Source organism: Mesorhizobium sp. M1B.F.Ca.ET.045.04.1.1, assembly GCF_003952465.1.
Lineage (GTDB): Bacteria > Pseudomonadota > Alphaproteobacteria > Rhizobiales > Rhizobiaceae > Mesorhizobium > Mesorhizobium shonense.
On sequence record NZ_CP034448.1, the window covers coordinates 6186382 to 6212082 of the forward strand.

Annotated in this window: 25 protein-coding genes and 1 pseudogene; 18 read left to right on the top strand and 8 right to left on the bottom strand. The window is 63.1% G+C overall.

The features are described 5' to 3' along the window. Positions 1–204 precede the first annotated feature (204 nt). Positions 205–1890, bottom strand: a complete 1686-nt coding sequence (locus EJ071_RS30920) for a sulfotransferase (RefSeq protein ID WP_126101234.1) — start codon at positions 1888–1890, stop codon at positions 205–207. Positions 1891–2004: 114 nt separating this feature from the next. Here EJ071_RS30920 and EJ071_RS30925 point away from each other — a divergent pair, with 114 nt between their 5' ends. From EJ071_RS30925 to EJ071_RS30940, 4 genes and pseudogenes are all read left to right on the top strand, one after another. Continuing rightward, the gene (locus EJ071_RS30925) at positions 2005–3114 is read left to right on the top strand and encodes a pyridoxal phosphate-dependent aminotransferase (RefSeq protein WP_126101235.1); all 1110 of its coding nucleotides are present in this window, start codon (positions 2005–2007) and stop codon (positions 3112–3114) included. A gap of 122 nt (positions 3115–3236) precedes the next feature. Continuing rightward, complete coding sequence (locus tag EJ071_RS30930; RefSeq protein ID WP_126101236.1) at positions 3237–3518, top strand: acylphosphatase; 282 nt, start codon at positions 3237–3239, stop codon at positions 3516–3518. Between the two features lie 88 nt (positions 3519–3606). Further along, positions 3607–4257 (top strand): TetR/AcrR family transcriptional regulator, encoded by a 651-nt coding sequence (locus tag EJ071_RS30935; RefSeq protein WP_126101237.1) that lies wholly within the window; start codon positions 3607–3609, stop codon positions 4255–4257. 65 nt (positions 4258–4322) lie between these two features. Continuing rightward, positions 4323–5485 (top strand): annotated as a pseudogene (locus EJ071_RS30940) (isovaleryl-CoA dehydrogenase). Here EJ071_RS30940 and EJ071_RS30945 read toward each other — a convergent pair. Together EJ071_RS30945 and EJ071_RS30950 are read right to left on the bottom strand one after the other, a co-directional pair. Further along, positions 5482–5850, bottom strand: a complete 369-nt coding sequence (locus EJ071_RS30945; RefSeq protein WP_126101238.1) for a type II toxin-antitoxin system HicB family antitoxin — start codon at positions 5848–5850, stop codon at positions 5482–5484. The pseudogene EJ071_RS30940 and the gene EJ071_RS30945 sit on opposite strands and share 4 nt — an antisense overlap. Next, positions 5847–6101: a type II toxin-antitoxin system HicA family toxin gene (locus tag EJ071_RS30950; protein WP_126101239.1), complete on the bottom strand. Its 255-nt coding sequence runs from the start codon at positions 6099–6101 to the stop codon at positions 5847–5849. The genes EJ071_RS30945 and EJ071_RS30950 overlap by 4 nt, the downstream gene beginning before the upstream one ends. A gap of 113 nt (positions 6102–6214) precedes the next feature. On the opposite strand from EJ071_RS30950, the gene EJ071_RS30955 reads away from it, so the two are divergent. From EJ071_RS30955 to EJ071_RS30970, 4 genes are all read left to right on the top strand, one after another. Then, positions 6215–7822 (top strand): carboxyl transferase domain-containing protein, encoded by a 1608-nt coding sequence (locus tag EJ071_RS30955; protein ID WP_126101240.1) that lies wholly within the window; start codon positions 6215–6217, stop codon positions 7820–7822. Positions 7823–7824: 2 nt separating this feature from the next. Then, positions 7825–8355, top strand: a complete 531-nt coding sequence (locus tag EJ071_RS30960; protein ID WP_126101241.1) for an O-acetyl-ADP-ribose deacetylase — start codon at positions 7825–7827, stop codon at positions 8353–8355. A 119-nt stretch (positions 8356–8474) separates the two neighbouring features. Further along, positions 8475–8852, top strand: a complete 378-nt coding sequence (locus EJ071_RS30965) for a hypothetical protein (RefSeq protein ID WP_126101242.1) — start codon at positions 8475–8477, stop codon at positions 8850–8852. Between the two features lie 49 nt (positions 8853–8901). Beyond that, positions 8902–10863 (top strand): acetyl/propionyl/methylcrotonyl-CoA carboxylase subunit alpha, encoded by a 1962-nt coding sequence (locus EJ071_RS30970; RefSeq protein ID WP_126101243.1) that lies wholly within the window; start codon positions 8902–8904, stop codon positions 10861–10863. Between the two features lie 152 nt (positions 10864–11015). On the opposite strand, the gene EJ071_RS30975 is transcribed toward EJ071_RS30970, so the two are convergent. Next, a complete protein-coding gene (locus EJ071_RS30975; protein WP_126101244.1) occupies positions 11016–12137 on the bottom strand; it encodes an ABC transporter substrate-binding protein in 1122 nt (373 codons plus the stop codon). Between the two features lie 438 nt (positions 12138–12575). After that, the gene (locus EJ071_RS30980) at positions 12576–12842 is read right to left on the bottom strand and encodes a sel1 repeat family protein (RefSeq protein WP_059189077.1); all 267 of its coding nucleotides are present in this window, start codon (positions 12840–12842) and stop codon (positions 12576–12578) included. Positions 12843–13281: 439 nt separating this feature from the next. Between EJ071_RS30980 and EJ071_RS30985 the strand changes: the two genes are divergently transcribed. The 6 genes from EJ071_RS30985 to EJ071_RS31005 all read left to right on the top strand — a co-directional run bounded on the left by EJ071_RS30985 (position 13282) and on the right by EJ071_RS31005 (position 17526). Continuing rightward, a complete protein-coding gene (locus EJ071_RS30985; protein ID WP_126101245.1) occupies positions 13282–13623 on the top strand; it encodes a DUF2147 domain-containing protein in 342 nt (113 codons plus the stop codon). Between the two features lie 206 nt (positions 13624–13829). After that, positions 13830–13982, top strand: coding sequence for a hypothetical protein (locus EJ071_RS38835; RefSeq protein ID WP_189350201.1), 153 nt, complete (start codon positions 13830–13832; stop codon positions 13980–13982). A gap of 32 nt (positions 13983–14014) precedes the next feature. Beyond that, a complete protein-coding gene (locus tag EJ071_RS30990; protein WP_126101246.1) occupies positions 14015–14209 on the top strand; it encodes a hypothetical protein in 195 nt (64 codons plus the stop codon). 127 nt (positions 14210–14336) lie between these two features. Continuing rightward, positions 14337–15797 (top strand): AMP nucleosidase, encoded by a 1461-nt coding sequence (locus tag EJ071_RS30995; RefSeq protein WP_245460038.1) that lies wholly within the window; start codon positions 14337–14339, stop codon positions 15795–15797. Between the two features lie 228 nt (positions 15798–16025). After that, positions 16026–17036, top strand: a complete 1011-nt coding sequence (locus EJ071_RS31000; RefSeq protein ID WP_126102792.1) for an endonuclease/exonuclease/phosphatase family protein — start codon at positions 16026–16028, stop codon at positions 17034–17036. A gap of 61 nt (positions 17037–17097) precedes the next feature. Then, positions 17098–17526, top strand: a complete 429-nt coding sequence (locus EJ071_RS31005; protein ID WP_126101248.1) for a hypothetical protein — start codon at positions 17098–17100, stop codon at positions 17524–17526. A gap of 31 nt (positions 17527–17557) precedes the next feature. Here EJ071_RS31005 and EJ071_RS31010 read toward each other — a convergent pair whose 3' ends face one another. Both EJ071_RS31010 and EJ071_RS31015 read right to left on the bottom strand, forming a co-directional pair. Continuing rightward, positions 17558–18151, bottom strand: a complete 594-nt coding sequence (locus tag EJ071_RS31010; RefSeq protein ID WP_126101249.1) for a DUF922 domain-containing protein — start codon at positions 18149–18151, stop codon at positions 17558–17560. Between the two features lie 98 nt (positions 18152–18249). After that, entirely contained in the window at positions 18250–19929 is a 1680-nt protein-coding gene (locus EJ071_RS31015; protein ID WP_126101250.1) for an electron transfer flavoprotein-ubiquinone oxidoreductase, read from the bottom strand. Between the two features lie 252 nt (positions 19930–20181). Here EJ071_RS31015 and EJ071_RS31020 point away from each other — a divergent pair, with 252 nt between their 5' ends. Further along, complete coding sequence (locus EJ071_RS31020; protein WP_126101251.1) at positions 20182–20820, top strand: hypothetical protein; 639 nt, start codon at positions 20182–20184, stop codon at positions 20818–20820. Between the two features lie 215 nt (positions 20821–21035). Here EJ071_RS31020 and EJ071_RS31025 read toward each other — a convergent pair whose 3' ends face one another. After that, complete coding sequence (locus EJ071_RS31025; protein ID WP_245460039.1) at positions 21036–22199, bottom strand: IS4 family transposase; 1164 nt, start codon at positions 22197–22199, stop codon at positions 21036–21038. Positions 22200–22378: 179 nt separating this feature from the next. Here EJ071_RS31025 and EJ071_RS31030 point away from each other — a divergent pair, with 179 nt between their 5' ends. The 3 genes from EJ071_RS31030 to EJ071_RS31040 all read left to right on the top strand — a co-directional run bounded on the left by EJ071_RS31030 (position 22379) and on the right by EJ071_RS31040 (position 25699). Beyond that, entirely contained in the window at positions 22379–23308 is a 930-nt protein-coding gene (locus EJ071_RS31030) for a uracil-DNA glycosylase (protein WP_126101252.1), read from the top strand. A 190-nt stretch (positions 23309–23498) separates the two neighbouring features. Further along, positions 23499–24653, top strand: coding sequence for an integrase core domain-containing protein (locus tag EJ071_RS31035; RefSeq protein WP_245460035.1), 1155 nt, complete (start codon positions 23499–23501; stop codon positions 24651–24653). A 233-nt stretch (positions 24654–24886) separates the two neighbouring features. Beyond that, positions 24887–25699, top strand: coding sequence for a helix-turn-helix transcriptional regulator (locus EJ071_RS31040; RefSeq protein WP_126101253.1), 813 nt, complete (start codon positions 24887–24889; stop codon positions 25697–25699). The last annotated feature ends 2 nt before the right edge of the window (positions 25700–25701 follow it).

Below are 25701 nucleotides of genomic sequence, written 5' to 3' on the forward strand. Positions count from 1 at the left end.
AGGCGCTTCCGCCAATCTCCACGCGAGCGATTTTGCCAACGCGCGACCGCGATTTCGCCTTTGCCTCTATTCTTGGCCGAGCTTGGAGCCGGCAGGCGGAGGCTCAGCAGAGGAGCACATTACGGCCAGCACCGCTGAGGCGATGGTTCGGCGCGAACTGACACATGGTTCCAGCGAGGCCGGCCATAGCCTGGGAACTACTGGTCAAACCTCAGCAAGATCGCCCAGGGCATCGATCAGCGGCTGGATCTTGCCTTCATAGTTCTTCCAACGCTTGACCGAGGTCTTGTAAATCGGCTGGCGAACCTGCCAGCGGCTAATCGTTCTGACCGACCCTTCCTTTTCGAAGAAGCGAAGGCAGGCGTCGTCCCAAGGCAGCCCTAGGTGGTCGATCAGGCGACGCGATTGCCCCTCCTGATCCGAAATCATGTCCTCGTAGCGATTTTCTAGGATTCGCCCAGGCAGAATTTCCTTCCAGTGCGCCATGAGGCGATCATATTCGCGATAATACAATCCTAATTCATGAAGATTAGACGTATAATCGTGCGTTTCGTTAAGATTCGAAGTGAAACAAGACAAGCAATTATCGATTGCATCACGTTTGCAGTGGACAATGCGCGCGTTCGGAAACATGATCGCGATCAAGCCGATAAGCTCAAAATTGTGTGGCATCTTGTCCACGATGCGTCGCGCCGTACTCGAATAGTGCTGCAAGTGTGCCAGATAATCTTGCGCCAGCGTTTGAGATCGATCGATTGTCATCGACCTTACCGGCTCTCCCAAAACGTGACCTACCTCTTCGTGCAAGCCGCAGGCAATGGCAATACGTCTAAGCTTGGCAAGTTCTCCAGCGCCGTGAACCTCTGGATGGCTTGAGCAGATCTGTTCCGTCAGCGTCGTTCCGGAACGTGGCATTCCAACGACGAAAACCGGCACTTCGGATGGGTCGCCAAATTCCGCCTTGGCCGCAAGAAGTTCCGCGTCAAACAACTGGATCAACAAATCCACTTTCTTGCGGTAGGCAGCGATATCGAGTTTCTGCGTGGCAAATGTCTTTGCTTTCAGGTAATGATCTATGGCGTCGTCGAAACGTTTGAGATCAGTCAAAATCTTACCCGCAGCCATGTGAAGTGCGTATGATCCAGCGGCGTCGACTACGGCTCGACGGTCAAGTTCGACAAGAATGGACTTGAGCTCAATCGGCTCAATTGAGAATTTTCTTGTGTTGACAAAGGCGTGATAAGCTTCCGGGATGTTCAGCCCCAGGTCGATGGCTTCTTTCAGACAAGCCGCAGCTTCATCCATGTGCCCCAAGCTGCTGAGTGCGCGCGCCATGCCTAATCGCACTTCGGGATGACTATTGTTGATTTTGAGCACGCGATTATAGGCCGCCAAAGCCCTATCAGCCTTTCCGAATTTGGTGCACGCTTGGCCCAATCCGAAAAGCGCCTCCACGAGATCCGGCTTAAGCTCGCAGGCGCGTTGCAGATGCTTGATCGCTGGCGGGAAGTCGCCGGTCCTCAACCAAGCTTCGCCGAGGCTGAGATGGTAGTAAGGATTGTTGGGCTCTTGCACGGCCGCCCGCTCGAAGTACTTGGCGGCAAGCTCGGCGTCGAAATCGAGGCCCAGCGTTCCCAGAATGTACAACGCAAGCGCGTGTTCCGGCGTCCTCGCCAAAACGCGGTGGCAGAGTTCTTCCGCCTCCGGCAAGCGCTCGGCTTTCTGCAGCTCCAGCGCCTGCCGCAACAGCATGTCGTCGGCTTGCGCGCGAGACAGAGCCTTCGTGGGCTGGAGCCTTGGCAGTCCAGCCTTTGGCGGCTGCGGAACTTTAGCTGGCGCGGATTGGGTTTTGAGGTGCTTTGCCCAGGCGGGCGGCAATCGGTTGCTCATCCTGTCTCGCTAGCAAAACGGGCCCCCAGAATCCAGTCTTGAACGCTCTTTCGCAACTTGCACCCACCCTTCACCCACGCTAGCAAGAAGCCTCCTCTCAACCGAGCCCGTACCATGCGCCAGCGCCCTCCCCTTACGCCGATCATCGGCGCGCTTCCCACCACGGTGCCGTTCGTCGGGCCGGAGGCGCAGGAGCGCGAGCGCGGCCGGCCGTTCCGCGCCCGCATCGGCGCCAATGAAAGCAGTTTCGGTCCCTCGCCGCGCGTCATCGCCCGCATGGAGAGCGTCGCGCGCGACCAATGGATGTATTGCGACCCGGACAATTTCGACCTCAAGGTCGCGGCTGCCGCGCATCACGGTGTCGACGTGGAAAACGTGGTCGTCGGCGAAGGCATTGACGGGCTGCTCGGCCTTGTCGCGCGCATGTATGTCGCGCCGGGCGACGCGGTGGTGACCTCGCTCGGCGCCTACCCCACCTTCAACTTCCACATCGCCGGCGTCGGCGGCCGGCTAGTGACCGTCCCTTACGCTGATGACAAGGAGGACCTCGACGGTTTGCTTGCCGCTGTCGCCAGGGAAAAGGCGCCGCTCGTCTATCTCTCCAATCCCGACAATCCGATGGGAAGCTGGTGGGAGGCGCCGGACGTCATCCGCTTCATCGAGGCGCTGCCGGAAACCACCATGCTGGTGCTGGACGAGGCCTATGGTGAGTTGGGTCCGGCCTCGGCGCTGCCGCCGATCGATGTTTCGCGGCCGAACGTGGTGCGAATGCGCACCTTCTCCAAGGCCTACGGGCTTGCCGGCATTCGCTGCGGTTACGCGGTGGCCGAGGCGGAGGTGATCCGCGACTTCGAGAAAATCCGCAACCATTACGGCGTCAGCCGCATGGCGCAGATCGCCGGCCTCGAAGCGCTGGCCGACCAGGATTATCTGAAATCGGTGGTGGCGCGCGTGGCGGCCGGGCGCCGGCGCATCGCGGCCATCGCCGAGGAAAACGGCCTGAAGCCGCTGCCCTCGGCGACCAATTTCGTCACCATAGACTGCGGCCGCGACGGCGCCTTCGCGCTGAAGGCGATGCAGGCGCTGCTCTCGCGCGACGTTTTCATCCGCAAGCCGATGGCGCCACTACTCGACCGCTGCATCCGGGTCAGCGTAGGCCTCGATCACGAGCTCGACATCTTCGCCGAGGAATTGCCCGCCGCGCTGGCCGCGGCGCGGAATTAGAGCGCGTCGAAGCTGCCGATCCCCCCTTGTGGCGGAGATCGGCCGTCGCGAGTGCTTTCGCCAATATCCAACGTTGCATTTGCCCACTCCTGCGCCAGATACGCCTTGAGGATGGAAAGGCGATGACTGACCGGAAAAGAGTCGTGCGAGCACGCGTTTTCGGCACGGTGCAAGGCGTGAGTTACCGGGTGTGGGCACGCCGCGAAGCCGAGCGTCTTGGCGTGACGGGTTGGGTGCGCAACGAGGGCGACGGCTCGGTCACGGCGTTCGTCGCCGGCGCCGATACCGCGGTCGACGCGATGATCGAACGGCTTTGGCAAGGGCCGCGCGGCGCGCTGGTCTCGGCGGTCGAGACCGAGGAAGTCGCAGAAGACGCGCCCGCCGGCTTCAGAATCATCGCCTAGGCTAGGGTATCTCCCCCTCAAGGGGGAGAATAAGCCTTGAATTAATTGAACGTTCGTTTTATTAATACTTCCGTCGATCGAGGCACGTATGGCACGCACCACAGGCTCCGACGGAGAAAAGACCGAGGCGGCTGTCCGCGAGGCGGCGGTCAGCCTGATCGCGCGTCTCGGTTACGAGGCGATGTCGATGCGCCAGTTGGGGGCGGAAGTCGGCGTGCAGGCCGCGGCGCTCTACCGCTATTTCCCGACCAAGGAAGATCTGCTGTTCACCCTGATGCGCGAGCATATGGAGGGCCTTCTGGAGGCCTGGGATACGGCACGCCCGGCAACGGTCGATCCGGCGGCGCGGCTCGCCGCCTATGTCCGGAACCACATCGCCTTCCATATCGAGCGGCGCCATGCCACCCATGTCTCGAACATGGAATTGCGCAGCCTCTCGCATGAGCGGCTGACGCAGATCCTCAAGCTGCGCACGGCCTATGAGAAGGAGCTGCGCGCGATCCTGCGCGACGGCGCGGAAGCCGGTATCTTCGAGATCGACGATATCGGGCTCACCGCCATGGCGCTGATCCAGATGATGACCGGGGTCATCGTCTGGTTCCGGCCGGGCGAGCGGCTGTCGATCGCCGAAGTCACCACGACATATCTTTCAATGACAATGCGGCTGGTCGGCGCGAAGATCGACGCCTACCGGGCCGCGCGTCTCTTCGGACGCGCAAAGGACGCTGTAGCACCTTGAATTTTGCGCATGGTCCTTCCCGAAATCGAAGTCGATTTTCGGGGTCATGCGCAGGGAGGAACGCCATGTACACGAATACGCTGAACTTCGGACTCGATGCCGACGTCGAGGCGCTGCGCGACACCGTGCGGCGCTTCGCGCAGGACAGGATCGCGCCGATCGCGGCCGAGATCGACCGTTCCAACGAATTCCCGGCGCATCTGTGGGCAGAGCTCGGCGCGCTCGGCCTGCTCGGCATCACCGCCGATCCGGATTTCGGCGGCAGCGGCATGGGCTATCTCGCCCATGTCGTGGCGATGGAGGAGATTTCGCGCGCGTCGGCCTCGGTCGGCCTGTCCTACGGCGCGCATTCCAACCTCTGCGTCAACCAGATCAACCGCTGGGCAACGCCGGCGCAAAAGGAAAATACCTGCCGACGCTGTGCAGCGGCGAGACGGTCGGCGCGCTGGCGATGTCGGAACCCGGCGCCGGCTCGGATGTGGTGTCGCTGCGCCTGCGCGCCGAAAAGCGAAACGACCGTTACGTGCTCAACGGTTCGAAAATGTGGATCACCAACGGCCCCGATGCCGGAACACTCGTCGTCTATGCCAAGACCGACCCGGAGCGCCATTCGCGCGGGATCACCGCTTTCATCGTCGAAAAAACTTTTGCCGGCTTTTCGGTGGCGCAAAAACTCGACAAGCTCGGCATGCGCGGCTCCAACACCGGCGAACTCGTCTTCGAGAATGTCGAGGTGCCGTTCGAGAATGTGCTGCATGAGGAAGGGCGCGGCGTCGAAGTGCTGATGTCGGGCCTCGACTATGAGCGCGCCGTGCTCTCCGGCGGGCCGATCGGGCTGATGGCGGCCTGTCTAGACGTGGCGGTGCCTTACGTGCACGAGCGCAAGCAGTTCGGCCAGGCGATCGGCGAGTTCCAGCTGGTGCAAGGCAAGCTGGCCGACATGTATGCGACGATGAATGCCGCGCGCGCCTATGTCTATGCCGTGGCCGCCGCCTGCGACCGCGGCGAGACCACACGCAAGGACGCCGCCGGCTGCGTGCTGTTCGCGGCCGAGAAGGCAACGCAGATGGCCCTCGACGCCATCCAGCTCCTCGGCGGCAACGGCTACATCAACGACTATCCGACCGGACGGCTGCTGCGCGACGCTAAGCTCTACGAGATCGGCGCCGGCACCAGCGAAATCCGCCGCTGGCTGATCGGGCGGGAGATTATGGCGGAGGGAGTTTAGTGCGCTCGGGTTCGGACCTTTGTCGATCCTTCGTCGACGCGCTTTCGCGCGACTTCGGCGAGCGTGTCCGAAATCCACTGATTGATGGACTTGCCGTCGTTCGATGCGGCTTTGCTCAAAAGGGCATGAATTTCAGGCGTCGTGCGAAGAGCGAGTTTGCCAGAATAGGGTTTCTGAGGCTCAACGCCGCGTTCCTTGCAGAAAGCAAGATAATCGTCGACGCTGTCGTGGAAAGCCTGAGCCAGCTCCTCCGCCGAATGACCTTCGAAATGGACTGTGTCCCGTATTCCATGCACAATTCCATGGAAAGCGGCGTCATCTTCCTCGTACCAAATCTCTGCGACATATCCCTTGTATGGCTTCATGGCTTGATACCTGCTTCGGTCAAAAAACGTCTGACTGCCTTGACTGCACCTTTGTCGGTATCCGGGCTTGGATGTGGTCGATGGAAGACGGCGCGATTTCTTCCGATCTCGACAAGCACACGTGAACCGTTTCCTTCGGAAAGCTCCGCACCAAGGGCTATTAAGAGCGCTTCGATTTCTCGCCATTTGATCGACCCGCTGACGGGGTTTGCAAAAATGGCTTCCAGGGTTTGCCTGTGTTTGCCGCGCATGATGACCTCCATGGAAAATGACCCGACAACAACTGTCGGAGCCGCCGTTGGCGGTCGCACGTCATGCGCGACGAGAATTGATACTAAAATATGATATCATCTGAGGTTCGTCAATGCCCGTCCTGACGTCGCAGATCTCCCCCGCCTCCGACACCTTCCGCGCCAATGCCGAGCGCATGCGCGCTCTGGTCGCCGACATTTCCGAAAAGGCGGCCGGCATCGAGCGCGGCGGCTCGGACGAGGCGCGCGAACGTCATATCTCACGCGGCAAGCTGTTGCCGCGCGAACGGCTGGCCCAACTGCTCGACACCGGCTCGCCCTTCCTCGAGGTCGGTCAGTTCGCGGCGTGGTCGATGTATGGCGAGGACATTCCCGCTGCCGGCATCATCACCGGCATAGGGCGCGTCGAGGGCACTGAGGTGATGGTCGTCGTCAACGACGCCACCGTGAAAGGCGGCACCTATTATCCGCTGACGGTGAAGAAGCACCTGCGCGCGCAGGAGATCGCGCTGCAGAACAATCTGCCTTGCGTCTACCTTGTCGACAGCGGCGGCGCCAATCTGCCCAACCAGGACGAGGTGTTTCCCGACCGCGAGCATTTCGGCCGCATCTTCTACAACCAGGCCAACATGTCGGCGGCGGGCATCCCGCAGATCGCCTGCGTCATGGGCTCCTGCACGGCGGGCGGCGCCTATGTGCCGGCAATGTCGGACGAGACGATCATGGTGCGCAACCAGGCGACCATCTTCCTCGGCGGCCCGCCGCTGGTGAAAGCCGCCACCGGCGAGGATGTCAGCGCCGAGGAGCTCGGCGGCGCAGATGTCCACACCAGGCTTTCCGGTGTCGCCGATCACTACGCTATGGATGACGAGCACGCTCTCGCGATTTGCCGGCGCATCATCAAGAACTTGAATCGGAACAAGGCAGTAAGCCTGAATCTGCAGAAGCCTGTACCGCCGCTTCACGACCCGCATGAACTTTACGGCATCGTGCCGACGGATTTGCGCCAGCCCTATGATGTGCGCGAGGTGATCGCGCGTCTCGTCGACGGTTCGGAGTTCGACGAGTTCAAGCAGAACTACGGCACCACTTTGGTCACCGGCTTTGCCCATCTGCACGGCATGCCGGTCGGCATCCTCGGCAACAATGGCGTGCTCTTCTCGGAAAGCGCGCTGAAGGGCGCGCATTTCATCGAGCTCTGCTGCCAGCGCGGCATTCCGCTGATCTTCCTGCAGAACATCACCGGCTTCATGGTTGGGCGAAAATATGAGGCCGGCGGCATCGCCAAGGACGGCGCCAAGCTGGTCACGGCGGTCGCCACGGCACGCGTGCCCAAGCTTACGGTGATCATCGGCGGCTCGTTCGGCGCCGGCAATTACGGCATGTGCGGCCGCGCCTATTCGCCCCGTTTCTTGTGGATGTGGCCGAACGCGCGCATCTCGGTGATGGGCGGTGAGCAGGCGGCTACCGTGCTCGCCATGGTCAAGCGCGAAGGCATCGAGCGCAAGGGCGGCGAGTGGAGCGCCGAGGAGGAAGCGAAGTTCAGGAAACCGATCCTGATGAAATACGAGCACGAGGGCCACCCGCTCTATTCCTCGGCAAGGCTCTGGGACGACGGCATCATCGATCCGGCCAAGACGCGCGAGGTGCTGGCGCTCAGCCTTTCGGCCGCGCTCAATGCGGGGGTCGAGGAGACGAAATTCGGCGTGTTCAGGATGTGACGATGAATACTCTTGGCGACAGGATCCGCATCCATACCGGCGACATCACCAGGCTCGCGGTCGATGCCATCGTCAATGCCGCCAATTCCTCGCTGCTCGGCGGCGGCGGCGTCGACGGCGCCATTCACCGCGCCGCCGGCCCGGAGCTCGTTGCCGAATGCCGCATGCTTCATGGCTGCAAGACCGGCGATGCCAAGCTGACCAAAGGCTATCGCCTGCCGGCGCGCTACGTCATCCACACGGTCGGGCCGGTCTGGCAAGGCGGCGGCAAGGGCGAGGCCGAGCTGCTTGCCTCCTGCTATCGCCGCTCGCTCGAAATCGCCCGCGACCATGACTGTCGCACGATCGCCTTTCCGGCGATTTCAACCGGCATTTATCGCTATCCGAAGGACGAGGCGACAAGGATTGCCGTCGGCACCGTAAGCGACTTCCTGAAACAAAACACATTGCCCAAGGCCGTTACTTTCTGCTGCTTCGACGAGCCGACGGCGGAACTATACCGGTGGGCCGTTGCTGCTCTTTGGGAAGGCTGAACTTATGGATCAACAGATTCCTCAGTGCAGGCAAAGGCGGATTATGTCCGGATGGCTAGCACCGGTGAAAAATATTCGTTACTGCTCATCCTGCATTTTCCAAAGGGGATGGGGTGAAAATGAAACTGGAATATTCACGGAAGGCCGTCGCTTCGATACTTGCAGGATTGCTTATGCTCGCCGTGCCTGGTGCCGGCTCAGCGGAATCGCTGGCGGGCAAGATCGGCGACAAGCGGTTTGCTCCGACTCTCTCGCTCGATCCGAAGGAAACCTGCTACAAATCCTACCTCGCCTATATCGCGGCGAGCGGCCATTCGGCCTACGCCACGACGTTCTATTCGCGCGTCGTCGATCTGCACATTTTCTGCAGCGTGAAGCTGAACGCGCCGTCGCAGAAGGCCGCAGAGGATATTGCGTTGCGTACCTGCCAGACCGGCTTCGCCAGGTGGAAGGTCAAGACCGCGAGCGGCGGCTGTGCGATAGCGGCGTCAAAATAGGCCGGCGCATCTCGGACTGGCGCCGCCCGAAGACAAAACGGGAGGCTCCATGTTCGGCAAGATCCTGATCGCCAATCGCGGCGAGATCGCCTGTCGCGTCATCCGCACCGCGCGCAAGCTGGGCGTGCGGACCGTCGCGGTCTATTCGGATGCCGACGTCCGCGCTTTGCATGTCGAGATGGCCGACGAGGCGGTGCATATCGGCCCCTCACCCGTCGGAGAAAGCTATCTGCGCGGCGACAAGATCATTGCCGCAGCACTCGCCACCGGCGCGCAAGCGATCCATCCCGGCTACGGATTCTTGTCGGAAAACCCCGACTTCGTCGACCAGGTGACGGCGGCCGGTCTCGTCTTCATCGGCCCGTCCGCCGCCTCGATCCGCGCCATGGGGCTGAAGGACGCCGCCAAGCGGCTGATGGAAAAGGCCGGCGTGCCGGTGGTGCCAGGCTATCACGGCGAAGCGCAGGAAATCGTGCTGCTCGCCTCCAAGGCGCGCGAGATCGGCTACCCCGTTCTGATCAAGGCGCGCGCCGGCGGCGGCGGCAAGGGCATGCGGCGCGTCGACCATCCGGACGATTTCTCCGAAGCGCTGTCCGGAGCGCGGCGCGAGGCCAAGGCCGCCTTTGGCGACGACCGCGTGCTTGTGGAAAAATACGTCGACAAGCCGCGCCATATCGAAGTCCAGGTGTTCGGCGACAATTTCGGCAATGCCGTGCATCTTTACGAACGCGACTGTTCGGCGCAGCGCCGCCACCAGAAGGTGATCGAGGAGGCGCCCGCCCCCGGCATGACGCCGGCGCTGCGCAAGGCGATGACCGAAGCGGCGGTGAAGGCGGCCAAGGCCATCAATTATTCGGGCGCCGGCACGATCGAATTCATTGTCGATGCCTCCGGGGGGCTCAAGCCCGACCGCTTCTGGTTCATGGAAATGAACACGCGGCTGCAGGTCGAGCATCCCGTCACCGAGATGGTAACCGGCGTCGATCTGGTCGAGTGGCAGCTGCGTGTCGCCTCCGGCGAGAAACTGCCGAAGACACAGGGCGAGATCGCGCTTGCCGGCCATGCCTTCGAGGCGCGCATCTATGCCGAGGACGCATCGAAAGGCTTCCTGCCTGCCACGGGCACGCTGTATCATCTCCAATTCCCCGACGCACCGCCCCAAGGCGCCGCCATGCGCATCGAAACCGGCGTGCGGGCCGGGGATGCGATCTCGCCCTTCTACGACCCGATGATCGCCAAGCTGGTGGTGCATGCCAAGGACAGGACCACGGCGCTTGGCGCGCTGCACGACGCTCTCGCCCGCACGGAAGTTGCCGGCTCGACGGTCAACACGGCCTTCCTTGCGGCACTCGCCGCCGACGCCGATTTCGCGGCGGGCGATGTCGACACCGGCCTGATCGGCCGGCATCAGGACGCTCTTGTCGCTGTTGCCGCGCCAAGCGATGAGGCAATCGCGGCGGCGGCGCTGGCGGCGACCGACGCCGGCGCGCCGGGTCGGGCCGCCGATCCGTGGTCCTCGCTCGCCGGTTATGCGCATTTCCACACGCTGGCGCGCCGCACCCGGCTGCGTTTCGGTGAGGAGAACATACTGGCGCGGGTCTCGGCGCGGCCGGACGGCCGCTTCCAGGTGGCGCTGGAAGCGCCGCATGACGCGATCAACTCGCATGATCTCAGAAATTTGCTGCGCACCGCCCGCTGGCCGGGCCATGTCACCGTGTTCGAAGGCGCGGTCGGCTATACGTTCGCGGTTCCCGATCCGCTCGCCAAGGCGGATGAGGCTGCAGCCGCCACGGGAAGCCTGCGCGCCCCCATGCCGGGCCTGGTCAAGCTGGTGCGCGCGGCAGCGGGCGATGTCGTCATCAAAGGGCAGCCGCTGTTGATCCTCGAGGCGATGAAGATGGAGCACACCATCGCCGCACCGCATGACGGGGTGATCGCCGAGATCGCGACCGAAGGCGCGCAGGTGAGCGACGGCACGGTGCTGGTGCGGTTCGAGGACGGCCAGGGCTAGAGCAGTTCACCGTTTCACGGAAACGGCGAACTGCTCTAACTATTTGTTTCTACGCAATTCCGGACGGAAAACCGCTACACACTTTTCCTGGAATTTGCTCTAACGAAAATGGCCGGGACGAGCCCGGCCATTTCCATTTGTTCTGCAGAGGATTACGGCTTGATCGGCGCGTATTTGCCGTCGTGCCACTGGTTGATGTCGTAGCTGGCGTTCTTCAGGTCGCCCTTCTCGTCGAAGATGACGTCGCCGACCACGGTGCTGATCGGCTTGCCGTCCTTCAGCGCCTCGGCGACCTTGGCCGGATCGTCGGTGCCGGCGCGCTTGACGCCTTCGGCAACCGCCTGGATCACGGCATAGGAGAACAGCGTGAAGCCTTCCGGGGTGAAGCCGCCGGCCTTGATCTTGGCCACTGCGTCCTTGGCTTCCGGCTTCGCCTGCGGATCCGACGGGAAGACGAACATGGTGCCTTCTCCGGCCGGGCCGGCGACCTGCCAGAATTCCGGCGTGGCGATCGAGTCCGGCATGATCAGCTGGAACTTGACGTTCTGCTCGGCAGCCTGGCGCAGGATGAGGCCGGCCTCGGGGTGATAGCCGCCGAAATAGACGACGTCGGCCTTGAGCGCCTTCAGCTTGGTGACCAGAGCCGAATAATCCTTCTCGCCGGCGTTGATGCCTTCATAGTCGACTTCCTTCAGACCACCGGCGTTCATCGTCGCCTTGACCACATCGGCAACGCCCTGACCGTAGGCGCTCTTGTCGTGCAGGACCACAACGTTCTTGCCGGCATATTTCTTGGCGATCCACGGACCGATGAAAGCGCCTTGCGCGTCGTCGCGCGTGTAGAGGCGCATGATCGTCGGCCAGCCGGACTTCGCCGCCGCGTCGGTCAGCACCGGGTTGGATGAGGCCGGGCTCATCATCAGCGTGCCGGATTCGGCATAGACAGCGGAAGCCGGAATGCTCGAACCCGAGCAGGCATGGCCGTCGACGAACTTGACGCCGTTGGCGACGATGCGGTTGGCGACCGAAACCGCCTGCTTCGGATCGCACTGATCGTCCTCGACGTCGAGCTTGATCTGGGAGCCGTTGACGCCGCCGGCAGCGTTGATGGCGTCGGCGGCAGCCTGCGCGCCCTGCTTGAACTGGTCGCCGATCGTGGCGAGCTGACCGGTCATCGGGCCGACCACCGAGATGGTGATGTCGTCGGCGAAAGCGACCGATGCGCTCATCATCAGGCCCAATGCGGCCGCGCTCAAAATACCCAATCTTTTCATGGCAATAGAACTCCTCCACTTGCGCGCGGCCGTGCCGGCCGCGCTCGTTCCTGAGAGCCGGGACAATTCCACCCTTCGCCGGAACTGTCGAGAGGACAATACATACCGCTTTGGTTCATTTCGGCGAGCATTTCTTGGGCCACGCCACCGCGAAAGCAACACCGCGGATGCCGTAGAATGCAAAAGCCGCGCCGGCCTTGTCCCGGCCGGTCGCGGCTTTTGCAGTCGAGCTTCCCCGGCGCCCCCGCGCCTGAACCCGCTCGCTTCCCTGTTCCTTGTTGGACCACGATCTTTTCTGAAAACCGGATTCCACTTTTCAGGATCGTGATCTGGTGCGCGGCTGGGCATTGTTTGCCTGCCACGTTCTTGCTCTTTTTTGACCGACCGTCTTTATCGCGGCCTTGTCCCTGAAGACTTCCAAGCGCCAGGCGCGCAAGATCAGTGCATCGTCATCCATTCGCGCGCTTCACGCAGCGCCTTGGCGATATCAGCCTTCGACATCGTGGCGGAGAGTTCCGAGCGCAGTTCGGCGGCGCGGGACGAACCCTTGATCGCGGCGATGTTGAACCATTTGTGGGCGGCAACGACGTCGGTCTCGCAATCGCGGCCGGTCGCATACATCATGCCCAGTTCGAAAAGAATGTCGGCCTGGGCAGTTGCCCCCATGGCGCCGAAGCCGGCTTCAAGCATTTCAAAACGTGCCATTTCAATCCCCTGTCTGGCTCCCGAGAGCTGCCTCCTTCTGCCCCTTGATGTCCCTTGGGGCGGGCCGCTCTTTCGATGCTTTCGAGGATGAAGCCTGGCCTTGAATCCGTCGTTAAATGGCGTGCTTAATTTGAAGAAAACAAAGATAAAACAAGAGGTAAACGCGAAAAACTGTTAAGCATAGGAACCCAGCAATTCAGCCGATTTGCGCTAAATTCGACGAAAATTTCGGGCGCTTGAATCAAGACTTCGCTAACCACGGAAACCGAAGCCTTTTCCGCCGATCGTTCATTTTCAGTGAGCCGCACCGCCAAAATCCTCGCAACCTTCCGTGGCGGCACCGCTTTCGTTTTGGCGGCGGCTGGATTAGCTTACGTTTGCGTAAAGGGACGGAGAGGCGGAGCGAGTCCCGCCGGAATCTGTAGGGAGGAGGACAAATATGCTTCGAAAAGTGAGCCTGGCCCTGGCGGCCACCTTGATCGTGGCCAGCGCCGCATGGGCCGACCCGATCGAGGGCAATTGGAAGACGCAAGCCGGCTCGACGGCGGCGATCGCCGGTAGCGACACGTTCTCGATCACGCTGAAGTCCGGTAAGTATTCCGGCAAGACGATCGGCTCCTTCAAGGCGGCCGGTGACAACAAGTATACCGGCACCATAACCGACCCGGAAACCGACAAGACCTATTCCGGCAAGGCGACGCTGTCCGGCGCCTCGCTCAAGATGAGCGGCTGCGTGCTGGGCGGGCTGATCTGCAAGAGCCAGACCTGGCACAAGCTCTGATCGCTGTTCAAATGACGATGTGAAACGGGGCCCGTGCGGCCCCGTTTTCTTTTCGAGCCTGTTCCGAGGGCGCGTTGTCGGGCGCGGCAATTCCCGGCGCCTGGCCGGCCAGCGCGCATCAATCAATTTGAACCGTAGATGAATACCGGTCTCAGAACCGGTTCAGAGGCATTCGGGCATTCTCCTCACCATTGAAGGAGAGAGAAATGCTTGTCCGCCGCTTCACCATCGTCTGCCTGCTGATGAGCCTGTTCGGCATGGTCTTCGCCATCCTGGTGGCCGAAGCCGGCCGTCCCGCCCGCTCATCGGGGATGGCCGATACCTGCCGGCTGGACTGCATGAACCATTTCGACCGCTGAAACGACCAATACTCGAAACCGGAACGACCACCATGAACCGCATCACCACCAGCGCAATGAAGACCCTTCGGCTCCTGCCGCGGGCGATGCTCATCCTGATGCTGCTTGCCGCCCCGGTGCTGGCGGTGCCGATGATGCGCGCCGACACCGGCTCGATCATCGAGGCGCCGACGCCGAAGAAGGCAGGCATCGGCTTCGTGCTGCTGGTGAGCCTGCAGCGCGGCTGACACGATCGAAGAAAAATACGCCGCAGGGCAAGCTTCGCACCCGCCTCCCCCTCCCAAGCGCTGTTCCAAATCCCTATATTGGGCCATGGAAAAGCGAATCTACCCCCAAGCCATCGAATCGGTCGTCATGCCGGAGCCTTTCGGCAGGCAGAGCTTCGACGACGCCAGGAAGGCGGTCGCGGCGTTGCAGATGCTCTACGACCGCAACACCAAATTCCTGCGCGATTCCTTCGCCAAGCTCGCCGCCGGCGGCGACGAGAGCAAGCGCTACCGCGCCTTCTATCCGCAGATCGGCGTCACCACGACCTCGTTCACCCAGATCGACTCGCGCCAGGCCTACGGCCATATGCCGACGCCCGGGCATTTCGCCACCACTATCACCCAGCCGCAGCTGTTCGAGAACTATCTCGTCGAACAGCTTCGGCTCATCATGCGCAATCACGGCGTGCAGGTGACAGTGTCGGAATCGACAACGCCGATCCCGCTGCATTTCGCCTTCCTGGAAGGCACCTATGTCGACGGCACGGCTGCCGAGCGCATCAAGCGGCCGATCCGCGACCTGTTCGACGTGCCGGACCTCGACGGCACCGACGACCAGATCGCCAACGGCACCTTCGAGGTGGCGTTCGGCGAGCCGAGGCCGCTGGCGCCGTTCACCGCGCAGCGCATCGATTATTCGCTGCACCGCATGACGCACTACACGGCGACCAGCCCGCAGCATTTCCAGAATTTCGTGCTGTTCACCAACTACCAGTTCTACATCGACGAGTTCGTGGCGCGGGCTCGCGACCTGATGGAGAACGGCGGTGGCGGCTATACCGAATTCGTCGAGCCGGGCAATCTGGTGACAAAGGCCGGGGCCGGCGCAGCGACCGAAGGCACACCGCCGCAACGCCTGCCGCAGATGCCGGCCTATCACCTGAAGAAGCCGGGCCATGGCGGCATCACCATGGTCAATATCGGCATCGGCCCGTCCAACGCCAAGACCATCACCGATCATATCGCGGTGCTTCGGCCACATGCATGGGTGATGCTCGGCCACTGCGCCGGGCTGCGCAACACGCAGGCGCTGGGCGACTATGTGCTGGCGCATGCCTATGTGCGCGAGGACCATGTGCTGGACGATGACCTGCCGGTCTGGGTGCCGATCCCGCCGCTGGCCGAGATTCAGGTGGCGCTGCAAGAAGCGGTGGCCGAGGTGACCGGGCTTTCGGGTTACGACCTCAAGCGCATCATGCGCACCGGCACCGTCGCCACCATCGACAACCGCAACTGGGAACTGCGCGACCAGCGCGGCCCGGTGCAACGCCTGTCGCAGTCCCGGGCGATTGCGCTCGACATGGAATCGGCGACGATCGCCGCCAACGGCTTCCGCTTCCGCGTGCCCTACGGCACGCTGCTGTGCGTTTCCGACAAGCCGCTGCATGGCGAACTGAAGCTGCCCGGCATGGCGACCGAGTTCTATAAACGCCAGGTGGCGCAGCACCTCACCATCGGCATCAGGGCGATGGAGAAGCTGGCCGAAATGCCGATGGAGCGGCTGCATTCGCGCAAGCTCAGAAGTTTTTCAGAAACGGCCTTCCAGTAGCCGCCACGACTGCCAGGGCCCTATCTGGTTTTTGCGCAATTCCGGACGGAAAACCGCCACGCACTTTTCCTGGAATTGCTTCAACGAGGCAATTCGTCGTCTTGCTCGGGCCGCAATTTGGCCGATAAGCAGGCAGAGCGAGATGAGGTCTTATCTTGCTCCAAACAGATTGCCGGCGGCATTCGGCAGACCAAGACCGAGATGACAACAGGCGGCGCGCGCTCGAACATGACGGCTGGGGTGGCATTCCTGGCGATGATCGCACTCTCGGCCGCTCTGCTGGCCGGGTTCTTCGGCGCGCTGCATCCGGCCCTCGATTCCTTCTCGCATTTCCGCATTCATCTCAGCGTGCTTACGGCGCTGCTGGCGATATCGCTGCTTGGAGGCTCCTACCGGCTACAGGCGGCAGCGGTGCTGCTCTTTGCCATTGCCTGCTTCGCCACGACGACAAGCGCGCTGCCCAGGCTGTGGCCGCAGCAGGCGGTCGCCAGACCCGCCGATCGCATCGTCTACACCCTGCTGCAGATGAATTTGCGCTTCGACAATCCGACGCCGAAGAAGGTGCTGTCGCTGATCGGCCGAACCAATCCCGATGTGATCACCCTCGACGAGGTGTCGGGGATGTGGACGACCGAGCTTGGCTATATCACCAGCGCCTATCCCTACCGCATCCTCTGCCCCTATCCTAACGGCGTATTCGGCGTCGCGCTGCTGTCGCGCCGGCCCTTTGCCGCCGGCACCGCGCCGCATTGCGAGCCGCGCGGCGCGATGGCGACCGCGACGATCGATTTCGGCGGAACCGGCGTCGACGTCGCAGCAATCCATCTGAGCTGGCCCTGGCCGCTCGAGCAGTACTGGCAGATCGGCGAGCTGGCGGAGCCGCTCGCCGCGCTCGGCGAGACCGCGATCATGGCCGGCGACTGTAACGCCGTGCCCTGGAGTGCGGCGGTGCGGCGCGTCGCTTCGCTCGGCAAGCTGACGGTGATGCCGTCGGCCGGGCCGACCTGGATCCACCGGAAGCTGCCCGACTTCCTGCGGCGCTTCGCCGGCCTGCCGATCGACCAGGTGTTCAGCAAGGGCGGGGTGACGATCCATTCGGCGACGCGGCTGGAAGACACCGGCTCGGACCATCTGCCGGTGCTGGTGGAGTTCTCCGTGCGGCCCGACGGCAGAAGGCCCAAGGAAGAGCATGAGACGGCGCTGGCGTCGAGCGGCTCATCTACCGGTCCACGCGGCTGAACTGGCTTCTGGCTGGTTCTCCAGGACGATAACCTGGCATTACTTGCGCGGCTGCTCGAAATTGTCCATGAATCGAAATGGAACAACTGGGGGTGGCACTATGGCAAAAATGAAACCAATGAATTGGCTTGGCGTGTGTTCGATGGCGATCTTTCTGCTGGCATCGATTGCACCGTCGCATGCCGAATCCTATTCGAACCTGCAGACCGGCGGGTACAAGACAAGCAAGCTGACGCGCGGCGCATCAGGCGCGCTGGGCTGGATCGTTTCCAACGGCGAGAAGAAATTCTTCTGCCGGATGCGCGTCGGAGCTGCCTATGTCGGCAAGACCGGCATGGTAGGCTTCACCTCCTCAGGCCGGCAAATCTCAGTGAACCGGAAAGTGTATGAGCAGCGCGTTGGGTTCGATCCGACCTTGCCGCAGCTCTCGGATCTGAAGGCCGGGAGGCCCAATGCGCGCGACGTCGGTGCCTGCGCCCCTGCGAAATAGCCTGCGATCCGGTTGAAAGGCGCCTCTGGGCCTATTTCCCCATCAAAGCCGCGATCAGATGCTCGACATGGCCGCCGTCGCGGTGCTCGTGGGCATCGAAGGCATTCTGCCTGGCTTCGTATTCGGCATAGGTGGCCTGGATGCGTTGGCGCGCCTCGCGGCGCGTCTTGTAGCAGTAAGGATCGTCCGCGACCTTGAGACCGACAATCGACCGCTCGGTGGCGCGCATCATCTCCCTGGCGATGCGGCCATGGGTTTCCTCATGGGCGCGCACGCCGGTGAAGAAGCGGTTCCAGCGCTTCTTCAGCGCCGGCGTCGCCGGCGAGGCGACGCGTGGGAAGGTGTAGAAGAGATTGAGCGTGCCGTTTGCCTGCTTGAGCCGGCACGAGCCTTTGTCCTGGATGACACCGAGCTCCCAGTCGACTGTATAGGCGGTCTGGGCGATGGCATGCGTCATGAAGCCGTGCTTGGGGCCTTTGCCGTCCATGGCCTCGATGAGCGCCGCGCCGGAATTGCCCGCAATGTCGTAGCTGCGCGTCTGGACCAGCACCCTGGTGCCGGCCGAGGCCTGCGGCGCACACAGCGCGCCGATGGCGGCAAGGCATGTCAGAACTGCCAAGCGCATGGCCGTCTCCTCCCTATCCTTGAGGAAAGGAAACACAAGCCGGCTGCGGTTTCAACGGCCTTGAGGTTGCGCCGTCGCAACCTATTCCGCACGCAACGCTACATACCCTGATAGACTGGCCCTTCGCCACCCTGTGGCGGCACCCAGTTGATGTTCCGGTTCGGGTCCTTGATGTCGCAGGTTTTGCAGTGGACGCAGTTCTGCGCGTTGATGACGAAGCGCACGTCCTTGGCCGACGGATCGGCGGCGGCATTGCCGTCCTTGTCGACCCATTCGTAGACGCCGGCCGGGCAGTAGCGGGTCGAGGGGCCGGCAAAGACATCGTGCTCGGAACGCTGTTGCAGGCCCATGTCGCCGACGATCAGATGCACCGGCTCGTTCTCCTCGTGGTTGGTGTTGGACAAAAACACCGAGGAGAGCCGGTCGAAGGTGAGCACGCCGTCCGGCTTCGGATAGGCGATCTTCTGATGCTTGGAGGCCGGCTCGAGCGTCGCATAGTCGGCCTTGCCGTGCTTCAGCGTGCCGAAGGGCGAGAAGCCGAACAGCGTGTTCAGCCACATGTCGAGACCGCCGATGCCGACGCCGACGATGGTGCCGAAGCGCGACCACAACGGCTTGACGTTGCGCACTTTCTTCAGGTCCTTGCCGATGTCGCTGCCGCGCCAGGCTCCCTCATAGGAGGTCAACTCATCGTTGGCCCTGCCGGCAGCGATGGCGTTCGCGACATGCTCGGCCGCCAGCATGCCGGACAGCACCGCATTGTGCGAGCCCTTGATGCGCGGCACGTTGACGAAGCCGGCGGTGCAGCCCATCAGTACGCCGCCCGGGAACGAAAGCTTCGGCACCGACTGCCAGCCGCCTTCGGTGATGGCGCGGGCGCCATAGCCAATGCGCTTGGCGCCCTCGAAGGTGCCTTTGATCGCCGGATGCGTCTTGAAGCGCTGGAACTCCTCGAAGGGCGAGAGCCAGGGGTTCTTGTAGTTGAGGTGGACGACGAAGCCGACCGCCACCTGGTTGTCCTCCAGATGGTAGAGGAAGGAGCCGCCGCCGGTCTTCATGTCGAGCGGCCAGCCGAAGGAATGCTGCACCAGCCCCGGCTTGTGGTTCTCCGGCTTGACCTGCCAGAGTTCCTTGAGGCCGATGCCGTACTTGCCGGGCTCGCGGCCTTCGGAAAGTTTGTATTTGGCGATCAGCTGCTTGGCCAAAGAGCCGCGCGCGCCTTCGCCGATCAGCACATACTTGCCCATCAGCGCCATTCCCGGCGCATAGGCCGGGCCGTGCGTGCCGTCCTTCTCGACGCCCATGTCGCCGGTGATGACGCCGGTCACGGCACCCGCCTCGTTGTAGACGAGGCTGGCCGCGGCGAAGCCTGGATAGATCTCGACGCCGAGCGCCTCGGCCTTGGTCGCCAGCCAGCGGCAGACATTGCCGAGCGAGACGATATAGTTGCCGTGGTTGTTCATCAGCGGCGGCATCAGGAAGTTGGGCAGGCGGAACGAGCCGGCGGGGCCAAGCACCAGGAAATGATCGTCGGTGACCGGCGTCTTGAACGGATGGTCCCCCTCCTCGCGCCATCCTGGCAGAAGACGGTCGATGCCGATCGGGTCGACGACGGCGCCGGACAGGATGTGGGCGCCGACCTCGCCGCCCTTTTCCAGCACGACGACGGAAAGCTCGGGGTTGAGCTGCTTCAGACGGATCGCCGCGGCAAGGCCGGCCGGACCGGCGCCGACGATCACCACGTCGAATTCCATGCTCTCGCGTTCGATCTCGCTCATGTGCCCCTCGCTGGCTCGCCATGTTTTCGCATTCTGCTGGCTCACGCGCTGCATAGCGCATCAATTCGCGACGCGAAACCGGTGCTATCGTGACAAAGCCGATTTCGACAAAAAGTCGCGGTTTCCAGGCTATGCGAGCCCGTTCGATCAGGCCAGGCAAAGCATCCGACAGGGCCAGCCGATTGGAATGGGAGCCGCCGGGCGCATGTTTTTAATTGTTCGATGGCTTGCTTATCGGCAATACTTCGCCCCATGCGCACTCCCAAGCCATCCGGCTTTCCATTGAAGCGCTTACTCTTCACGCCCGGCGTGCTTTGCCGCGCGGTTCTTCCGCTCCTCTTCCTGATCGTTCCGGCGCAAGCCGATCCGCAGAAGGTATGGGTGGCCGGCGCCTACTCCTTTTCCGACGAACTTGGCGGCTTCCGCATCACCGGCGCTTCCGGGATCGGCACCAAGGACGACCCGCTGGTCATCACCGAGGAGCTGAATTCGGCGACGCCGGTGACGCTGACCATTCGAGCCACCAGGCCGATCGAGGCTTTTGGCAAGGCGGGCGATGTCGCCAACGGCATCATGTACATGCGCATCGACGTGCTGAACAACAGCGCGCTCCCCTGGGTGGAATTCCAGTTCGAGCTGCAAGAGATCCTCGACCAGCCGAGCGTGTTCGGCGACGGCCTGTCCTTCGACCAGCGCAACAAGACGCCGGACAATATCTGGTCGAGCAACTTCGCCGATTTTGATCGCGCCTTCGAACCTTACGACCGGCTGCTGTTCAGGAACGGCAAGGTCGACCCGCTGAAGACAGCGACCTTCGATTTCCTCATCACCGACTACACGCCGCGCTGGACGTTTTATCTGGTGCAGGATCCGCGCATACCGACGGGGTGATCTGGATAAATGGTGCGCCCCTTGGAGATTGGCGAAATCGTCGGAACGCGTAATCTCCCCCCTTGAGGGGGAGATGGCCGGCAGGCCAGAAGGGGTCCTCGCGCGTAAAGCGCCAACCCGCCCTGCCGCCCCCTTGGCGTCGCGTCCGGTCGAACCGACCCCCTCTGTCGCCTTGGGCGACATCTCCCCCTCAAGGCACGGCTGTCCGGGGAAAGTCATGCATAGGAGAAGCTCATCTGGCCTGGGGAGGATCGGAGCTTGCGTTGACTTGGGTTGACGGGCGGCGGTTTGTCGATGGCGGCGATATTTCGTCGCTCGAAGAGGCATCGGGCGACCAGATCGGTAAACCTGAGGATAGGCATGGCGATACGGCAGGCCCGGGCGGCGATGCGCAGCAGCGCATAGGCGATCATGGCGGCGAAGAGCTGCAGGCGGATGGCGTTGTCATTGGTGCCGAGGAACTTGCGGATCTTCAGGTGCTGCTTGATCCAGCGGAACAAGAGCTCGATCTGCCAGCGGCCCTTGTACAGGTCGGCGACCTCGACGGCGGGGCGCTGGAGATCGTTGGTCACAAGCGTGATGGTGTCGCCGTTCTGGCGCTGCACGGTGCGCCGCCGCAATGGGATGGGCAGCTTGCGGTGGCTCTTGCTGGCAAGGCTCACCTCGACGTCTTCGAGAACGGTGAAGCCGTCGCCCTGCGCGCTCTTGATAGGGCGGCGGCTGAGCACCTCGAGCCCCATGTTGGATTTAGGGCGGGTGACGAAGAAGGCTTGGGCTGCGGCGATCGCCGTCCACCAGCCGTAATGGCAATAGCCCTTGTCGAACACGTAGGTGGCGCCGGTCTCAAGGGTGATCGTGCGGCCGATCTCGGCGTCGTTGACATTGGCGTTGGTGATGTCGAGGACGCGCGGGCAGTCGCTTTTGGGATCGTAGACGACATGCAGCTTCATGCCGCGGATGCGGCCGTTCGACTTGGCCCAGCCGCAGGCCTTGCCGAGCGGGATGGGGGTGGAATCGATCAGCCGCAGCATGGCCGCGCCCTCGCGGCGCATGTGCCGGTCGAGCTGGTTGGCAACGTGCTCGAAGGTCTCGGCAAACACGCCGACGGGGCGGCGCCGGTTGGCATCCGACAAGGTCGAGCGGCTCAGCCGGTCGCTGCCCAAGTGATAATGATGCTGGCAGTTGGCGTTCCAGCCAGCTTCAAGGCCGCGCAGGCTGTCAGCGCCGCTCAACTGCGCGTAGATCAGCACCATGAGATGGTCCCAGCTGTGGAACGACTTGTCGTAGGCGTCCCCATCATGGCTATCCACAATCGTCTGGAAGCGGCGCCGATTGAGCGGTTCAACCAGCTTGCCAAGAATGCTAGGCGTAAAGCGCATGCCCCGTCCCTTTCTGAGTCTCGACAACCAGAAGGTAGACGGAAAACCGCCGTCTTACGGGGCATGCGCATGTGGCATTTCGATTCACCCCTATCTTTCCCCGGACAGCCCTGCCCTCAAGGGGGGAGATTGCTGTCACGGCGGTTGCAAATCATCGCCGCGCGGACAATGGTGGCGCCATGACTGCCGCCTCCCCCAACAACCCGATCGATATCGCCGAGCTGTTGGCCTTCTATGCCAGCGCCGGCGTCGACGAGCCGCTCGAGGACACGCCCGTCAACCGATTCGCGGAGGCCCGGCCAAAGCAGACCGAGCGCGCACCGGCGCAGGCCGCACCCGTCCGTGAAAGCAGGCCTCCGGAAAGATATGCATCTCAGCCAAGTCTCGGCTCGGGCCGGGTACCGGAGCGGCCGGCGCCTCCGCCCGGATTGGACGCGAGCCATGTGCCCGATGCGCCGGCGCGCACGATGCCGGCAACTGCCGCGGTGCCCGACGAGGGACAGGTGCTGCTGGCGCGGCAACTCGCGGCAAGTGCTGCGACGCTAGATGAATTGCGCCAGCACATGGCGGCCTTCGACGGCTGCAACCTCAAATTCACCGCCAAGAACCTGGTCTTCGCCGACGGCAATCCGAACGCCGACCTGATGCTGGTCGGCGAGGCGCCGGGCCGCGACGAGGACCTCGAAGGCTTGCCCTTCGTCGGCCGCTCCGGCCGTCTGCTCGACCGCATGCTCTCGGCAATCGGCCTCGACCGGACATCGGCCTATATCGCCAACGTCATTCCATGGCGGCCGCCTGGCAACCGCACGCCGACGCCGCACGAGACCGAGATCTGCCGGCCGTTCATCGAAAGGCAAATCGAGCTGGTCAATCCGAAGGTGCTGGTCAATCTCGGCGGGCCGTCGGCAAAGACGCTGCTCAACACCACCGAGGGGATCCTGCGGCTGCGCGGCAACTGGCGCGTCCACACCACCGCGTCGGGCATCGTCATTCCCGCCATGCCGACGCTGCACCCGGCCTATCTGCTTCGGACGCCGGCGCATAAAAAGCTGGCCTGGCGGGATTTTCTCGAGGTGAAGGCGAAGCTGAGGGAGTTGGCGATTGGCTGATCTCCCCCTCGAGGGGGAGATGCCGCCGGGTCCAAACCGGGCAGAATGTTGACAGAATAGACCGGACAGATGGTTGACAGTTTAGGCTGTCGGCAGGGGAAGGGACCTGCTGATGGTTTGGACTGGACAGAGCATTGAGGACGTGAAGCGGCGGTTCATCGTGGATCGCTTGTCTGGGGAATGGGGCAACATGAGCGAGTTGTGCGCGCAGTACGGGATCAGCCGGGAGACGGGCTATGAGCTGATGCGCCGCTACGCGACCGAAGGGTTCGGCAGTGTCGTGGCGCGCTCGCGGGCGCCGCTGGTTCAGGCAGGCGCGGTCAAGGCAGATGTGTGTGAGGCGTTGGTTGACTGCCGGCTCGACCATCCGACCTGGGGGCCGAGGAAGCTGAAGGCGTTCCTGGAGCGCACGCAGCCACAGATCGCGTGGCCGGCGGCCTCGACGATCGGCGATATGCTGAAGCGTCGCGGCCTAGTGGGCAAGCGTCGGCGACGGCGCAGCGCCCTGCCGCTGACGCGGCCGTTCGCGCCGGTTTGCGCGGCCAACGAGACCTGGTGCATCGACTTCAAGGGCTGGTTCCGCACGCAGGACGGGACCCGTTGCGACCCGCTGACGGTGAGCGATGCAATGAGCCGGTATCTTCTCGGCTGCCGGATCTGCGCGCCGATCGGAGCTTCGGTCAAGGTTGAGATGGACCGGATCCTGAAGGAGTTCGGCCTGCCTGACCGGTTTCGCATCGACAATGGCTCGCCCTGGGGCTCGGTTGGTGCGGGAGGCCTCACCGCTTTGTCGGTGAAGTGGCTGAAACTGGGCATCGGACTGGAGTTCATCACTCCTGCCAAGCCGCAGGAGAACGGGCGTCACGAGCGCATGCATGGCACGCTGAAGGCCGACACGCTGCGCCCGCCGGCCGCAACGGCGGCCGATCAGCAGCGCCGCTTCGACGCCTTCCGGCGCAGCTACAACGAGGAGCGCCCGCATGAGGCACTCGGTCAGCAGACGCCGGCCAGCCACTACGAGCCTTCCCGGCGGGCCTATCCGCACCGCATCGAGGAGCCGGCCTATGCGGGCGACGGCATCGACGTGCGGCGGGTGCGCCGCTCTGGCGAGATCAAGTGGCGTGGCCAGGGCATCTTCATCGGCGAGGCCTTCATCGGCGAGCCAGTGGCCTTGGCCGAAACCGAGACCGGCGACCAGTGCGTCCGCTTCATGACCGTTGATCTCGGCCTGATCGACCGCAAGACCGGAAGATTCCGCCGCTTTGGACCACCGCGTCCGAGCCGGACAAACGCCAAAACAACCAACGCCGACAGCAAAACTGTCAACCATGTACCCGGTCCATAATGTCAACCATCTGACCGGTTGCGCACCGAAGGCGACAGAGGGGGTCGCCTCGCGTGGAGCGCCGGCGCCATTTAGCGTCGAGGCGGTTGAGGCGACCCCCTCTGGCCTGCCGGCCATCTCCCCCCTCAAGGGGGAGATTCCTGCGTCACCGCTTTCGCCAATCTCCTACGAGGGTGCTACCTATAACCTCCCAGGTAATTGAAACGGGACGCCTCTCGCCCTACTCATCCCCCATGACCACATCCGAAATCTCCGCCGGCAGCCTGATCCGCGAATGGCGCACGCGCCGGCGCATGAGCCAGCTCGACCTCGCCATGGAGGCCGATATCTCGCAGCGGCATCTCTCCTTCGTCGAAAGCGGCCGCGCCCAGCCGTCGCGCGAGATGGTGCTGCATCTTGCCGAGCAGCTCTCTATTCCGCTGCGCCAGCGCAATCAGCTCCTGTTGGCCGCCGGCTTCGCGCCGAGCTTCAGCGAAAGGCCTCTGACCGATGCGACGCTGGCGCCGGCGCTTGCCGCGGTCGAGACGGTGCTTCGAGGCCACGAGCCCTTCCCGGCGCTGGCGGTAGACCGGCACTGGAACCTGGTTTCTGCCAACGCGGCGATCGGCCCGTTCCTGGCCGACATCTCGGAGCCGTCGCTGCTCAAGCCGCCGGTCAATGTGTTGAGGCTCAGCCTGCATCCGGGCGGTGTCGCGCCGCGCATCGTCAACCTGGCGGAATGGCGGGCGCATCTGCTCGAGCGCCTCAAGCACCAGAACGACGCCAGCGGCGACCCGGTGCTGACCGAGCTGGAACGCGAGCTGCGTGGCTATCCGTCCGGCCTGAAGAGCAGCCGGCCGGCGCCGGTGGAACCGAGTGGCATCGTCCATCCGCTGCGGCTCGCGCATGGCGATACGGTGCTCTCCTTCATCAGCACGATCACCGTGTTCGGCACGCCGCTCGACGTCACGCTTTCGGAACTCGCGATCGAATCCTTCTTCCCGGCCGACGAGCAGACCCGAACTGTGCTGGTAAGATTGGCGAAGGAGCGGGCGGCCGCTTCGTAGCT